The sequence below is a fragment of the Bacillus sonorensis NBRC 101234 = KCTC 13918 genome, from assembly GCF_001592005.1.
In the GTDB taxonomy this organism is placed as follows: Bacteria; Bacillota; Bacilli; order Bacillales; family Bacillaceae; genus Bacillus; species Bacillus sonorensis.
This window is the reverse complement of sequence record NZ_BCVZ01000009.1, coordinates 49,259-63,111: the sequence shown is the minus strand read 5'-3', so window position 1 is coordinate 63,111 and position 13,853 is coordinate 49,259. Positions and strand designations below refer to the sequence as shown.

The following is a 13,853-nucleotide window of genomic DNA, read 5'->3' as shown; positions in this document are numbered from 1 at the left end:
ATGAATGTAGTTGCGAAGTTGGGGGAAACAGCCAAATCAAAACCGGATAGAACCGCTTATATTTTTGGGGAAAAGAAGGAAACTTACGGTGAGCTTCAGCAAAAAATTGATTGTTTTGCAGGGGGATTGTACGAACTGGGGGTTGAAAAAGGGGATCATGTCGCACTGCTTCTCGGCAATACACCGCATTTTGTCATTTCATTTTTCGGAGCTTTGAAAGCTGGGGCTGTCGTGATTCCGATTAATCCATCCTATACGCCGACAGAAATCGGCTATATGCTGACCAACGGCGATGCAAAAGTCATCGTGGCGGACGGACGGCTTCTCCCTTTATACGAAAAGATGCATGAATTGCTCCCCAAAGTCGAGCATGTCGTGTTCTGCGAAACGGAAGGGCAGCTTCATGAACCGGAAAATCTTCAAATCAAAGCGAAATTGAAATCGTTTACAAACTTGATGAAGGCCGTCTCTCGCGTCTCTCCTGAGCTCAATGAAGAAGACACGGCGGCGATTCTTTATACGTCGGGAACGACGGGAAAGCCGAAGGGCGCGATGCTGACACATAAAAACCTTTTTTCAAATGCGAATGATACGGCGGGCTATTTGACGATGAATGAAGCCGATCTGGTTGTCGCCGCCTTGCCGATGTTTCATGTATTCTGTTTAACCGTCTGTATGAACGCTCCGCTGATGAACGGGGCCGCGATTTTAATTATTCCAAAATTCAGTCCGTCCGCGGTGTTTAAGCTTGTGAAAAAGCATAAGGCGACCATCTTTGCCGGTGTTCCGACAATGTACAATTATCTGTATCAGCATGAGGCTGCTGATGAAAACGGATTTGCCTCTGTCAGGCTTTGTATTTCAGGAGGCGCCGCCATGCCTGTCGCTCTTTTGAAAAATTTTGAAGAGAAATTCAATGTTCTTGTGCTGGAGGGCTATGGATTATCCGAGGCTTCACCTGTTACATGTTTTAATCCGTTCAGCACCGGCCGTAAACCGGGTTCAATCGGAACCAATATTCTCAATGTCAAGAACAAAGTCGTTAATGAGCTGGGGGAAGAACTGCCGGCAGGACAAGTGGGCGAACTGATCGTCAAAGGGCCGAACGTCATGAAAGGGTACTATAAAATGCCTGAAGAAACCGCCCACACGATTAAAGACGGCTGGCTCTACACGGGAGACCTGGCAAAGCGGGATGAAGACGGTTATTTCTACATCGTCGACAGAAAAAAAGATATGATTATCGTCGGCGGCTACAATGTTTATCCGAGAGAAGTCGAAGAGGTTCTTTACAGACATCCGGAAGTCGCCGAGGCGGTTGTAATCGGCGTTCCCGATCCCAATACGGGAGAAGCGGTGCAATGCTATATCGTCCCTAAGACGAAGACGCTGACAGAAGAGGAAATAGCAATGCACTGCAGGCAGCATCTTGCGAAATACAAACGGCCTTCATCCATCATTTTTCTTGATGAGATTCCGAAAAACTCGACAGGCAAAATTCTTCGCCGGGCACTTAAAGACATTTTGGCGAGCCAGTCTTAACCATGAAAAGGGACGTTTGCTACGTCCCTTTTTGCACATTCTCTATAAATTTGGCTTTTTCTCTTTCATTGAGATGATAATAAGTCTTTTCTTCGTTCTTTAAAATGATTGCCCCATCCTTTTTCAGCCAGACGGTGAAAGGCACATGATCTGTGTCGCTCATTTTAATGCTTCCGTGATAAGCGGGAGAATCCAGATCATAAGCATTGTTTTCCTTCATTCTTTTTCCTTTATTGAACGTATCGAGTATGCCGTTGATATATTGCTTTTTTTCGATTCTGAGCGGACGGCTGTTTTTTTCTGCCGGCGTCATTGTGATTTCTTCGGCATTCCTTGCATCAAATGGGTCCGCCATCAGGCTGAACACATAAAAAACAGCGAGTGCCAAAATACCGAAAAAAAGCACGATGCCCATCATTTTTTTCAGAATGATCACCTCTCGTGTGAAGTCTAACCAAAAGGAGGGCTTTTCATCCGGAAGATATATGTTATAATGTTCAATAAATTATACAAATGTTTAATTTATTGGAGGTGTCGCGATGAATTCTATCGAACAGCAAGTCGCCGAAAACATCAAAAGGCTCAGAAAGATCCGCAATTACAGCCTTGATCAGCTTTCAGCCCTGACCGGGGTGAGCAAAGGAATGCTTGCGCAAATTGAAAAAGGCTCCTCAAGTCCGACGATCACAACGCTCTGGAAAATCGCCAACGGGCTGCAAGTATCGTTCACATCCCTCGCCGAAAAGCCGTCAGGAGAGCCGACTGTTGTCAGAAAGATTGAGAAAACGCCTGTGATGGCGGGAGATGACCGCTATGCCGCTTTTTCTCATTTTCCGTTCGACCAGAAAAAAAAGTTTGAAATTTTTTATATTGAGCTGCTGCCGGGCTGCTTGCATGAATCAGAACCCCATCATGGCGGCATAGAAGAATATGTGCTTGTCAGCAAAGGGAAGGTGACGGTGTCCGCCGGTGATTACAGCTGTGATTTACACGAGGGAGATGCCATGCACTTTACTGCCAATACGGTGCACAAATATGAAAACAAAACAGACCAAACCGCAGCATGCTACACATTAATTTATTATCCCTAAGAGGTGTCAACATGGAAAAGCAGCATCAGCTCACATTTTTAGACGGGCTCCGTTCGGGCATAACGCTTGCCGTCGGTTATATTCCCGTTGCCCTGACGTTCGGGCTGCTGGCGAAAACAACGGGTCTGTCGCTAATTGAAACATTTCTGATGAGCGCCCTTGTATTCGGAGGGGCGTCCCAATACATGTCATTAAGCATGCTTGCCGTCCAAACCGGCATCATTGAAATTATTATGACGACGTTTATCGTTAATATTAGGCATTTTTTGTTTGCCGCTTCATTAAATCAGCTGGTTGAGCGGGATTCACGTTGGAAAAAAGCGTTTTATGCTTTTTTTGCCGTAACAGACGAATCGTTTGCTGTCGCGGCTTTAAGGAGCGAAAAACTGACGGCGGGCTATATGATAGGTCTCGGTTCAATCGGATATGTAAGCTGGGTTTTTTGGAGCGCGGCCGGACACTTTGCCGGTGCCGGAATGCCCTCCGTTTTGCAGGAGAGCATGAGTGTTGCCCTTTATGCGATGTTTATCGGAATTCTTGTCCCGGCGTTGAAAAAACAGAGGAAGTTCTTTTTTTGGCGGCGGCAGGGGCTTTGTTCAATACGGTATTCCAATTGAGCGGCATGCTGTCGGCGGGCTGGTCGATCGTCTGCGCGACATTACTGTCCGCGGTCCTGATTGAATGGCTGCATCAGGTGAGAACGGAGGAGAACAGAAAATATGTCTAGTCCCATCATTTGGATGATCCTCGGAATGGCCGCTGTTACATATCTTCCGCGGATGATTCCTTTAGTTGCTTTTGAAAGTCTCAAGCTTCCCGGCTTTTTGGAACGCGTATTGAAAAACGTGCCGTATGCGGTATTGGGCGCTTTGATTTTTCCGGGGATTCTTTTGGTTCAAAGCGGCGCGCTCTACGGACTCGCAGGGGCTGTCATCGCTTTTTTACTGTCGTACTTGGGAGCGAGCGTCATCATTGTCGTGACTGGAACGATTTTGGCGCTTGCCGCCGCAGGTCTTTTGTTCCCGCTGTAAGGCTTGGTTCTAACTTTGCGGCAAAAAGCTTACAATAGAGGTAAATGCTATTTCGCAAGGGGTGATATACCGATGAGGAAATGGGTCGCGGGAGCATGCCTCCTTTATGTGCTGTACGGTCTTTTTTTCTACTGGTATCTTTTCATGGCCGGGGACTCCTCCGTTCCTGAAGCGCTGAAGGGGACAAGCGCAGATCCGGCGACATTTATGAATGAAAGAGAACTTATGCTGACAGAAGATTATTCAAAAATCAAAGACTTTTTGTTTTTCATCCGTATTCCATTTGAGTGGTTTCTGTTTTTTATTCTTTTAATTGCGGGCTTGTCGCAAAAGATGAAGCATTGGGCTGAGCACACATCAAAGCGCAGAGTGATTCAAATTGCGGCTTATGTTTTCGGACTGTTTTTAATCGTTACGGCCGCATCCTTGCCGCTTGACTGGATCAGCTATCGGTTTTCGCTTGACTACGGTATTTCGACACAGACAACGGCAAGCTGGATTAAAGATCAGGTGATCGATTTTTGGATCAGCTTCCCATTAACCGCAGGGGCCGTCATCGTATTTTACTGGCTGATGAAAAGGCATGAGAAACGCTGGTGGCTTTATGCATGGTGTCTGACCGTACCGGTTACGCTGTTTTTATTTTTTCTGCAGCCTGTCGTCATCGATCCTCTATATAACGATTTTTATCCGCTGAAAAATAAAAAACTCGAACATGATATTTTGAAACTCGCCGATCAGGCGGATATCCCCGCCAATCATGTATACGAAGTGAATATGTCGGAAAAAACAAACGCTTTGAACGCTTATGTGACGGGGATCGGGGCAAACAAGCGGATCGTTCTTTGGGATACGACGCTGAACAAGCTGGATGAACCCGAAATTTTATTTATCATGGCCCACGAAATGGGTCACTATGTGATGAAGCATGTATACATAGGACTTGCCGGGTATTTGCTTTTATCACTGGCCGGATTGTATGCCGTTGACAGGCTGTACAAATGGATCATCAGCCGGCATGGAAGAGAGCTGCACATTAAAGGCGGGACAGACCTGGCCGCTCTGCCGCTTTTGCTGCTGCTCATAGGCGTGCTTACTTTTGCCGCTTCTCCTTTTTCAAACGCGGTGTCAAGACATCAGGAAAAAGCCGCTGACCAGTATGCGATCGAATTGACGGAAAACAAAAAAGCCGCTGTGGCGACTTTTCAGGAGCTGTCAAAAGCAGGCTTAAGCGAGGCGAATCCGCCGCTTCTCGTCAAGATTTTTAAATATGGCCATCCGACCATCATGGAGCGGATTCAAAGTGTTGAAAACGCCCTTGATCAATAAAGAAAAAGCTAATGTCGTAAAACACTAGCTTTTTCTATACGTGATTTGCTAAAATATGTTATTGAGCGGCAGCTTCGACATTGATCAGCCCTTTGCCGTAGTAGAAGGAATCTCCCAAATTAGTCGCAGTGCTTGAGAGGCGGTTGCGAACTTGGGAAGCTGAAAGCGTAGGGTATTTCGACAAGATCAAGGCTGCTGCTCCCGCTACATGAGGCGAAGCCATTGAAGTTCCGTTCAATGATGTGTACGTGTTAGAAGGATATGTGCTGTATACGCTGACGCCAGGAGCCATGACTTCAAGCTCTGAGCCGACGCTGGAGAATGAAGCTCTGTTTTTGTTGCTGTCAACCGCACCGACGGCGATGACGGAGTCATATTTTGCCGGATAGCCGATTGTGTTTTGGCTGCCGGAAGATCCGCTGTTCCCCGCTGCTGCCACTACGACAATTCCGCTGGCATATGCTTTATCCACAGCCTGTTTCAGCGCAGTTGAGCCGGATGGTCCGCCGAGGCTCATGTTGATGACATCCAGGCCGTTTTGTGTGGCCCACTCAATTCCGCTGACGATTGCGCTGTATGTTCCGCTTCCGCTTGAATTCAACACCTTAATCGCGTAGAGGGAGACGTTCGGTGCAACGCCTAAAACGCCTGTTGTATTGTCAAGCGCCGCCACTGTTCCGGCAACATGTGTGCCGTGTCCGTTACCGTCCGTATTATAACTTTCACCAGATACAAAGCTTGCTCCGCCGACTACCTTCAAGTCTGTATGAGACGAAGCGATTCCCGTATCAATGATACCGACTTTGACATTTGCCCCTTTATAACCTTGGGCCTGCACTTTGTCAGCCTTGATGAGCGGGATGCCGTAAGGAACTGTTTGGGCCATCGCATGGGCGATATGGTCTTCTTCTACGTAAGCAACGCTAGGATCTTTTTTGAGGGCTTTTACCTCTTCCTGATCAAGTGTCGCTTTTGCGGCGTTGATGATTTTAAACTGCTTGTCCACTTTTCCGCCGTTCTCTTTGATGACATCCTTTTTCACGGCTGCCGTTTTCACTGAAGACTTAAATCCGACAATATAATCCTTTTCCACATCTTTCGCCGGCTGGGCAGCAGAAGCGGGACTGCTGAAGGCCGTTGACAGAACCAGCAGAAGGGCCGTCAGCACACTAAGCCATAAACTTTTCTTTTTCACCTTTGCTCACTCTCCTCCGTTTTATTCAGAATAATCCAAAAAGAGTTATAATAAACCCTATTCGAATTATTCTGTTAATTTATTATAGAAAAAAAATGAAATATATGGTAGGCCTATTTTTTTGAAAAAATATTTTTGTTTTTTTAAGTTTCATTTCCCACTTTAGAAAATATATCACATGCTAAAGTAATGAAAAAAGAAGGGGTTTCAATGCCTGGTTATATGAAAAATGTCGTATTGACCAACAACGGCAAGACGCCATCGAGCCGCTAACTTTATGAAAATATTATTTGCTTTACAGAAAACGATCCGTTTTATACTAGGGTCGTGCTCCTGAATGCCGGACGAATGGTCATCCTCTTCAATCATTCATCTGGGGTATGCTGATCGGCGGAGATTGTTTATTTGGTACTGTGCATGCAATATCGCTCTATTATCATCACAGTCATTTGGCGCTCACTCACAGGAAAGGAGAAATGGAGGCAGTGCCGCAAATGGGCCGCTTTAAAGGGGATGGAGGGTTTTTTTTACTTAAATGATAATGATTATCGTTGTCATTAAGCTGCTGTGTTGCTATAATAATTTCGTCTATTACGAAAAAAGGAGATACATATGAAGCTTAGATATGTTATGATTCTATCTTTTATCCTCATGATTTCAGCGTTGGCGGCGTGCTCCGGTACAGGAGGAAGCGCCGGCGGCTCCGCCCAAAATCCTGTAGCGGTGAAGCATGATCTCGGCGAAACGAAAGTGCCGAGGCATCCGAAAAAGGTTGTTGTCCTTGAACTCGGATTTATTGACGCCCTGCTCGATGTGGGCATCAAACCCGTCGGCGTCGCAGATGACGGAAAGCCGAAGTTTATTAATGAAAAAGTGAGAGAAGAAATAAAAGGCTATACATCGCTCGGCACCCGGGCGCAGCCAAGCTTTGAAAAAATTGCGGCGTTAAAGCCCGATCTGATCATCGCCGACTCAAGCAGACATAGCGGTGTATACGATAAATTGTCAAAAATTGCGCCGACGATTGCTTTGAAAAATTTAAATGCCGATTATCAAGATACGATGGACGCATCTCTCACGATAGCGAAAGCGGTCGGCAAAGAAAGCGAAATGGAGAAAAAGCTGACAGAACATAAAGAAAAGCTGAATCAGCTGAAAGAGAAGCTTCCTGATCAAAAACAAAGCATTCTTCTGCTCGGAAATACGAATGACGCAATCACCGTCCGTGATGAAAATTTCTTCACCTCCCAGCTGCTAACGAAAATCGGCTACACATACGGTGTGGGAGACAGCCAAAAAAACGATGCTGAAAACGGAGAGTCCGTCAATATTAAAATGACCGTTGAGCAGCTTCTGGAGAAGGACCCTGATATCATCATATTAATGACGGGAGAAAAGGACAAAGTTGATCAAAACGGAAAACGGCCGATTGAAAAAGATCCGCTATGGAACAAGCTCAGCGCTGTCAAGCATCACAAGGTATATGAGGTCGACAGGTTCGCATGGTCGCTTCGCCGCAGTATAGACGGGGCAAATGCCGTGATCGATCAAATCAATAAAGATATTTTAAAAACCGGAAAGACTGAGTAATTTTGCAGGTTTACCGCACGAATTTGCTGCGGTTTAATGAGCCGTTCATTCGAAGATCCCGGCTTTTCCCGGCGTTTTCACGCATGCTTTTTCAGAAGCATGCGCTTGTTTTTTTCCAAGGAGGTGATCTGCTTAATGAAACACATGCTGCTGGTCCGCATCGCGTTGTTCACCCTGTTGATCGTGAGTTTCATGCTTTCCGTGTCGATCGGTTCGACTCATATTGCACTTTCTGATATATGGTCGGCCGTATTTTCATACAGCGATTCAAAATTGCATTCTATTATTCTGTCCATCAGGATTCCGCGCGCTTTGGAAGCGGCTGTCATCGGCGCAAGTTTGGGCGCCGCCGGCGCGCTCATGCAGGCGGTCACGAGAAATCCCCTCGCATCGCCAAGCATTTTTGGCATTAACGCCGGAGCCTCGGCGGCAGTCGTTTTTCTGACGGTGATGTTTCCGGCTGCCGCCATTCCGCAGGTCACGATGGGGGCGGCTTTTGCCGGAGGAACCATGGCTGCTGTTATCGTATATGCGATTGCATCTGTTTTCAGTGAACACAGCCGGGATATCAGCTTTGCGCTGGTCGGCGTCGTCATTCAGGCGATCCTTGCGTCGATTACGCAGATGCTGCTGATTTTTCATGAAGAATCGACAGAGACGATTTTGTTTTGGCTTTCAGGTTCTTTAGCCGGAAGCTCATGGGATAAGCTGAATTTTCTGCTTCCCGTCAGCCTCGCCGGTTTATTGTTTGCTTTTGCCTTGGGGGGAACGGCTTCCGTTCTCAGCCTTGGTGACGACATTTCACAGGGGCTGGGGCAAAAAGTATGGCTCAGCCGGGTGCTGATAGGAGTCACTGTCGTCGCGCTCGCGGGGGCTTCCGTATCAGCGGCAGGTCCGATCGGCTTTGTCGGTTTGATGGTTCCCCATATGATCCGGTATGTGATGGGGGCCGATTACCGGACGGTGATCCCGTATTCGGCAGTGCTTGGCGCGGTGCTGCTTTTATTGGCGGACATCGCTTCGCGCTTTGTATACTATCCATATCAGACGCCGGTTGGCGTTGTGACGGCATTTATCGGAACACCCTTTTTCATTTATTTGGCAAGGAGACGAAAAGAGGGATCGGCATCGTGAACATCAAAACGGACAAAACAAAAAGGCGGCGGAAAAAATCGGCAGGCATGCTGTTCGTTCTTCTTGCTTGTCTATTTCTCTTCGCGCTGATCAATGTAGCGATCGGCGATGAGAACATTCCGCTTGGTGATATAATCAAATCTTTGGCCGGACAGGGCGATCCGGGAACTCGGTTCATGGTGATGGAATTTAGAATGCCGCGGGTCATCCTGGCGATCCTTGCGGGAGGCGCTTTAGCTGTGGCAGGCGTGATCGCCCAGTCGCTGATGAGAAATCCGCTCGCCGCCCCTGACACGCTCGGTATAACAGGGGGTGCAGGGCTGGGTGCGGTGCTTGTGACTGTGCTGTTTTCGCAGCAAAGCACGATATTTTTGACAGGGGCCGCTTTTTCAGGCAGCATCCTGGCCGCGGTGCTTGTTTATTCATTGGCTTACCGAAACGGTATATCCCCGGTTCGGCTGGCGCTTGTCGGGATTGCCGTCAACGCTTTCTGCCATTCCGGAATTCAGCTGTTGATTTCAAGAGCGAGCCCGAATGTAAACAGCGCCTTAATATGGCTGAACGGAAGCTTATGGGGAAGAAGCTGGGATGATGTTCTCTCTCTTTTCATCTGGTGCTGTCTGCTGATTCCGCCCGTATGGTTGGCGGGGAAGCCGCTTGATATCATCAAATCGGGAGACGGGATTGCCGCAGGTCTTGGCATCAGCCTTGAAAAGACGCGGTTTTTGCTGCTTGCCGCTGCGGTAATGCTGACGGCGGCGGCCGTAACCGCTGTTGGGACGATCGGTTTTATCGGGCTGATGGCCCCGCATATCGCGAAAAAGCTGGCAGGCTTTGAGTCGCGCATCCTGATACCCGTCTCCGGAATGGTCGGCGCCATCATCCTGCTTTTGGCGGATGCGGCGGGAAGAGGGTTGATTCCGCCGATCGAAATCCCGGCCGGCTTGATCGCAGCCGTGATCGGAGGGCCTTATTTTATTTATTTGCTGCGGCGGGAAGCAACACGCGGCAGAACGTAAATGCGGACGGGCTGATCATGCCGTCCGCATTTTTACAGGTATTAATCAGATAGATGATCTGACACGTTATAGTCTTGAATATGCCATTTGTTTTCCAGGAAGCTGATGTTGCTCAGGCAGGCATTGACGAGTTTTGTATTTTCAAGATCGGCATCGCCGTTGGAAATCTTGGACAGGAGCGCATGAATCGCCGCTCCGTGGGCGACAATCAGCACCTTGTGATCCGGGTATTGGACGCCAACCTTTTGAATGCCCGCCATCAGACGTTCAGCCAGCGCTTCTTTTGATTCTTGATTCGGATAATTTTTATCCGGGTACAGCTTCATTCTTTCCTCAAATGGCATGCCTTCCGCATCTCCGTAATTTCTTTCGATGAAATCCTCCATTTCAACAATATCAAGACCGAGATACTGGTTGATGATGTCCGCCGTTTCCCTCGCTCTTTTTAATGGGCTCGAAATGATGACATCCCAGGATGTATGTTTCAAATATTCCCCGGTTTCTTTCGCCTGTCTTTTTCCGGTTTCATTTAAAGGGATATCGGTTCTTCCCTGAAGTTTTCCTAAAGCGTTCCAATCGGTTTCTCCGTGCCGGATTAAACAAATAGCAGTCATTTAAAATAAATCCCCTTTCAAACATGAGTGCACGTTTTTTTGCTGTACCACCATTATACTAAAATGAAAAACGGGTACTCACTAATTTGACCGGCATTATGCTATCACTCAGCTGTTCCGTTTCCGCCTAGAGCTGCCGATCGCAAATAAGCGGGTTACCAACACGACGCCTGAAGCGCCTCCCTGACATTCAGTTTATGATGAGAAATCCCAAGTTCTTGGGCGCATGCCGCGATTTTTGCCGCAAACGTTTCATTGATTTTAAACAGAAATCTGCGGGACAGCGGGATCGGCTGCAGGTGAGCGCCGGCTGACATTTGTGCAGGTTTGTCCTTATTTTTTTGTCAGTTCGACAAGGGAATCCACTGATGCGGCGACTTGCGATACGGCTCCGTTTACTTCTTGAAGGCCGTTTAAGAAGGATTGCAGATCTTCTTCAATCTTGCCGCTTTGATGTTTGCTGAGCTTCATGCTGCCGACAATATCGTCGAATAAATGATTGATCTGCGCCATTTTATCCTTGCTTTCAATCACAAGCTGATTCACCGCTGTAATGTGCTTTGTCACGATGCTGATTTGCGCGTTTGTGTTGTTGACCAGCTCAGATACCGTTGAGACGGTTTTTTTCGTATCATCGGAAAGCTTTCTGACTTCGTTGGCGACAACGGCGAATCCCTTTCCATGTTCTCCGGCCCTGGCTGATTCGATCGAAGCGTTGAGCGACAGCAGGTTTGTCTGCTCGGCAATGCCTGTTACGATTCCAAAAATCTTTTCGATCTGGCTTGCAATTTCTTCGAGTTTTTTAATCTCCTGCTCGATCTCGGTCATGCTGTTGCCCATCTGGTTCAGCTGCTGTGCCTGATTCTCAAGCTCCTTTTTGCCGCCGATTGATTTTTCTTCGACAGAAGTCGCCGTCTTTGTTCCCGATTTTGAAGTTTCGGCGATGTCTGCTGATTTATCCACCAATTCCTGAACCGCGCCCGTCGTTTCCGCAAATAATGTGGCCAACGAGCCTGAAGTATCTTTGATTTGCCTGTGAAGCGCAGCCTTTCGTTCTTCTTCGAGGGCGCGTATTCTGGCATGCTCCTCTTCATAAGCTTCGAGAACGATCTGCTGTTCAATGTTCAGAATTTTCGTAACCGCTCTGACGGCCCGCATGTATTCTTCTGTCGCTAAGGCGGTTTCAAAAATCTTCAGCATTGACAGAAGAAGGTCCTGAAAAGCACCCAGGTACCATTTAGGAAGAAGCCCGATTTTCAAATGAACATGGGCGATCCGGATGCGTTTTTCTAAAAAAGCTTCGTCAATGATGCCGGAAAACATTTCGCTTATATGAATGCTCAAGGTCTTCTTTAAGCGGTCGACCGAACTGTTGTCGTGAATGATATCCATGAGCGAGTTTTCGTGTTCAAGGTTTTTATAAAAACGGCTGACGATCGGCTCAAGATGTTCTGAAACCAAAGGCTTCAGCTTGCTTAACACCCAGAGATCCTCATCAGTCAAATCAACCATGGCGAGCTGTTTTTTAAATTCGGTATGCTTTTCAAGCCTGATCCGGTTTGTATTGTCACGGCTCTCTTCAGCAAAAAATGATCGTTCTGTCTTTCTATCCTTTTTGAATAACACGATCGTATCCCCCTGTAATCGATAATGAAAAATGCCGGTTTTTTGAATTTCCGGCATTTCTCTTTTTATCGGCTGATTTTTGCTGTTTTTTAACAGAAAACCGCTTAGCTTTCAGGATCTTTTAGCGGCATGACGGCGGGCCCTTCGATCACTTCGCCGTCAATCGAAAATCTTGAGCCGTGGCATGGACAGTCCCATGTCTTTTCGCCGTCATTCCATTCGACTTCACAGCCCATATGGGTGCAGGTCGTATCAACCATGTGCAGCTGTCCGTTTTCATCGCGATAAGCCCCTGCCCGTTTTCCGCCCACTCTGACAACCGCTCCTTCTCCGCTGACAAGCTCATCCGGCGTTCTGAGCGGCTGTTCCAGCTTTCCTTCAACAAAGTGTCTGGCGACATCGGTGTTATAGGAAATCGCTTTTTTGATGCTCGGGTCCGGATGAAAGCGGGAAGGGGAGAAGACTTCCTGGTATGGATTGCTTTCGTTTGTGATATGATCCGTTATGAGCTGAGCGGCGAGCGTGCTTGATGTCATGCCCCATTTTCGGAATCCGGTCGCGACAAGGATCCGTTTTTCTTTCGGATAAATCGGCCCGATATAAGGGATTTTATCGAGGGTGATTAAATCCTGAGTTGACCAGCGGTAGGGAATGTCTTCGATGCCGAGCACGCCTTCCGCGAATGATTCAAGGGCTTTATAGTGTTCCATCGTATCTTTTCCCTGTCCGGTTTTATGGCTTTCTCCGCCGACAAGCACCATCTTTTCCCCGTTTATCGTGACGGAACGCAGTGACCGGGATGGCTGGTCTATGCTTAAATACATGCCGTCAGGGTACGGGGTTTTCGGCTTGACGGCCAATACGTATGAACGGCTCGGCTCAAGCCTTGCAAAATAAAATCCTTTTTTATCATGAAACGGGAAATGCGTACAGCACACCACATAATCGCTGATGATCATATGCCCGTTTTTCGTTAGGACCTTTGGATGGTCTCCTTCTTTGATTTCCTTTGCCACCGTGTTTTCGAACATGTTTCCGCCAGCTTTTTGGACGGCATCGGCAAGGTGTTTTAAGTAGTGGAGCGGGTGAAACTGCGCTTGATTTTTCATCACCAGGCCCGCTTTTATATCGATGGCGACGGGAAGATCTTTGATGAGTTCCCTTTCGATTCCCAGTTTTTGATAGGCTTCATGCTCTTTTCTGATTTTTTGGACCGATTGTTCTTCCGTCGTATAAATACAGGCGTCCTGCTCTTTAAAATCACAGGAGATGTTTTGTTCATGGACGAGATTTTTGATGAAGGAAAGGGCCTGGAGATTTGCCTCATAATAAAGACGAGCCCGCGGCATTCCGATATGCTGAATCAGCTCATCATAAATCAAGTCATGCTGTGCGGTGATTTTCGCGGTCGTATGTCCCGTCGTTCCGTTCAGAAGGCGTCCGGCTTCAATCAAAACGACGCTGTACCCTTTTTGCGTCAGCATGTATGCCGTCGTAATCCCTGTCATTCCGCCGCCGATAATCGCGACATCTGTCTTCACGTCTTCTGTCAGCTCCTGAAATGATGGAAGTTCGGTGCTGTCTCTCCAAAAAGATTCAGGCGAGTCCGGCAGTTTTTGTTCATTGTTTGTCACTTCGTTCCCTCCAGTTCTGTTTTCTCTTAAATTTTCCAATCCAGAAAT

The 13,853-nt window shown here is 47.4% G+C and carries 12 protein-coding genes and 3 pseudogenes; 8 read left to right on the top strand and 7 right to left on the bottom strand.

Features of this window, described 5'->3' with window-relative positions; translation table 11 throughout:
• On the top strand, positions 1–1,542 hold the full coding sequence (gene lcfB, locus BTR1S_RS12075; protein ID WP_029419025.1) for a long-chain-fatty-acid--CoA ligase LcfB: 1,542 nt from the start codon (positions 1–3) through the stop codon (positions 1,540–1,542).
• A 19-nt stretch (positions 1,543–1,561) separates the two neighbouring features.
• Here lcfB and BTR1S_RS12070 read toward each other — a convergent pair whose 3' ends face one another.
• On the bottom strand, positions 1,562–1,948 hold the full coding sequence (locus BTR1S_RS12070; RefSeq protein ID WP_479370386.1) for a YhfM domain-containing protein: 387 nt from the start codon (positions 1,946–1,948) through the stop codon (positions 1,562–1,564).
• Between the two features lie 133 nt (positions 1,949–2,081).
• Between BTR1S_RS12070 and BTR1S_RS12065 the strand changes: the two genes are divergently transcribed.
• From BTR1S_RS12065 to BTR1S_RS12050, 4 genes and pseudogenes are all read left to right on the top strand, one after another.
• Positions 2,082–2,633, top strand: a complete 552-nt coding sequence (locus BTR1S_RS12065; RefSeq protein ID WP_006636712.1) for a helix-turn-helix domain-containing protein — start codon at positions 2,082–2,084, stop codon at positions 2,631–2,633.
• Positions 2,634–2,644: 11 nt separating this feature from the next.
• Positions 2,645–3,360 (top strand): annotated as a pseudogene (locus tag BTR1S_RS12060) (AzlC family ABC transporter permease).
• Positions 3,353–3,664: an AzlD domain-containing protein gene (locus BTR1S_RS12055; protein ID WP_029419024.1), complete on the top strand. Its 312-nt coding sequence runs from the start codon at positions 3,353–3,355 to the stop codon at positions 3,662–3,664. Before BTR1S_RS12060 ends, BTR1S_RS12055 begins: the two are co-directional and overlap by 8 nt.
• Before the next feature lie 72 nt (positions 3,665–3,736).
• Positions 3,737–4,993 carry a M48 family metallopeptidase gene (locus tag BTR1S_RS12050; RefSeq protein WP_006636715.1) on the top strand — a complete coding sequence of 419 codons (1,257 nt, stop codon included), beginning with the start codon at positions 3,737–3,739 and terminating at the stop codon, positions 4,991–4,993.
• A 58-nt stretch (positions 4,994–5,051) separates the two neighbouring features.
• Here the strand turns inward: BTR1S_RS12050 and BTR1S_RS12045 are convergent, their stop codons facing one another.
• Positions 5,052–6,188, bottom strand: a complete 1,137-nt coding sequence (locus tag BTR1S_RS12045; RefSeq protein ID WP_006636716.1) for a S8 family peptidase — start codon at positions 6,186–6,188, stop codon at positions 5,052–5,054.
• A 612-nt stretch (positions 6,189–6,800) separates the two neighbouring features.
• Between BTR1S_RS12045 and BTR1S_RS12040 the strand changes: the two genes are divergently transcribed.
• The 3 genes from BTR1S_RS12040 (at position 6,801) to BTR1S_RS12030 (ending at position 9,931) form a co-directional block, all read left to right on the top strand.
• Entirely contained in the window at positions 6,801–7,778 is a 978-nt protein-coding gene (locus tag BTR1S_RS12040) for an ABC transporter substrate-binding protein (protein ID WP_006636717.1), read from the top strand.
• Between the two features lie 135 nt (positions 7,779–7,913).
• The gene (locus BTR1S_RS12035; RefSeq protein ID WP_029419023.1) at positions 7,914–8,912 is read left to right on the top strand and encodes a FecCD family ABC transporter permease; all 999 of its coding nucleotides are present in this window, start codon (positions 7,914–7,916) and stop codon (positions 8,910–8,912) included.
• A gap of 47 nt (positions 8,913–8,959) precedes the next feature.
• Positions 8,960–9,931: a FecCD family ABC transporter permease gene (locus tag BTR1S_RS12030; protein WP_051056660.1), complete on the top strand. Its 972-nt coding sequence runs from the start codon at positions 8,960–8,962 to the stop codon at positions 9,929–9,931.
• 41 nt (positions 9,932–9,972) lie between these two features.
• On the opposite strand, the gene BTR1S_RS12025 is transcribed toward BTR1S_RS12030, so the two are convergent.
• From BTR1S_RS12025 to BTR1S_RS12015, 5 genes and pseudogenes are all read right to left on the bottom strand, one after another.
• A complete protein-coding gene (locus BTR1S_RS12025; protein WP_006636720.1) occupies positions 9,973–10,545 on the bottom strand; it encodes a histidine phosphatase family protein in 573 nt (190 codons plus the stop codon).
• A 144-nt stretch (positions 10,546–10,689) separates the two neighbouring features.
• A pseudogene (locus BTR1S_RS22815) lies at positions 10,690–10,811 on the bottom strand (acetyl-CoA C-acyltransferase); the annotation flags it as partial.
• 67 nt (positions 10,812–10,878) lie between these two features.
• Entirely contained in the window at positions 10,879–11,508 is a 630-nt protein-coding gene (locus BTR1S_RS23730) for a methyl-accepting chemotaxis protein (protein WP_439951637.1), read from the bottom strand.
• A 129-nt stretch (positions 11,509–11,637) separates the two neighbouring features.
• Positions 11,638–12,228 (bottom strand): annotated as a pseudogene (locus BTR1S_RS23725) (protoglobin family protein); the annotation flags it as partial.
• 47 nt (positions 12,229–12,275) lie between these two features.
• Positions 12,276–13,805, bottom strand: coding sequence for an FAD-dependent oxidoreductase (locus BTR1S_RS12015; protein ID WP_006636723.1), 1,530 nt, complete (start codon positions 13,803–13,805; stop codon positions 12,276–12,278).
• Positions 13,806–13,853 lie beyond the last annotated feature (48 nt).

Excerpts from the sequence above, each read along its gene's own strand:
- BTR1S_RS12025 (WP_006636720.1), bottom strand. The coding sequence starts at position 10,545 with ATGACTGCTATTTGTTTAATCCGGCACGGAGAAACCGATTGGAACGCT.
- lcfB (WP_029419025.1), top strand. The coding sequence starts at position 1 with ATGAATGTAGTTGCGAAGTTGGGGGAAACAGCCAAATCAAAACCGGAT.
- BTR1S_RS12035 (WP_029419023.1), top strand. The coding sequence starts at position 7,914 with ATGAAACACATGCTGCTGGTCCGCATCGCGTTGTTCACCCTGTTGATC.
- BTR1S_RS12065 (WP_006636712.1), top strand. The coding sequence starts at position 2,082 with ATGAATTCTATCGAACAGCAAGTCGCCGAAAACATCAAAAGGCTCAGA.
- BTR1S_RS12030 (WP_051056660.1), top strand. The coding sequence starts at position 8,960 with ATGCTGTTCGTTCTTCTTGCTTGTCTATTTCTCTTCGCGCTGATCAAT.
- BTR1S_RS12040 (WP_006636717.1), top strand. The coding sequence starts at position 6,801 with ATGAAGCTTAGATATGTTATGATTCTATCTTTTATCCTCATGATTTCA.
- BTR1S_RS12055 (WP_029419024.1), top strand. The coding sequence starts at position 3,353 with ATGTCTAGTCCCATCATTTGGATGATCCTCGGAATGGCCGCTGTTACA.
- BTR1S_RS12050 (WP_006636715.1), top strand. The coding sequence starts at position 3,737 with ATGAGGAAATGGGTCGCGGGAGCATGCCTCCTTTATGTGCTGTACGGT.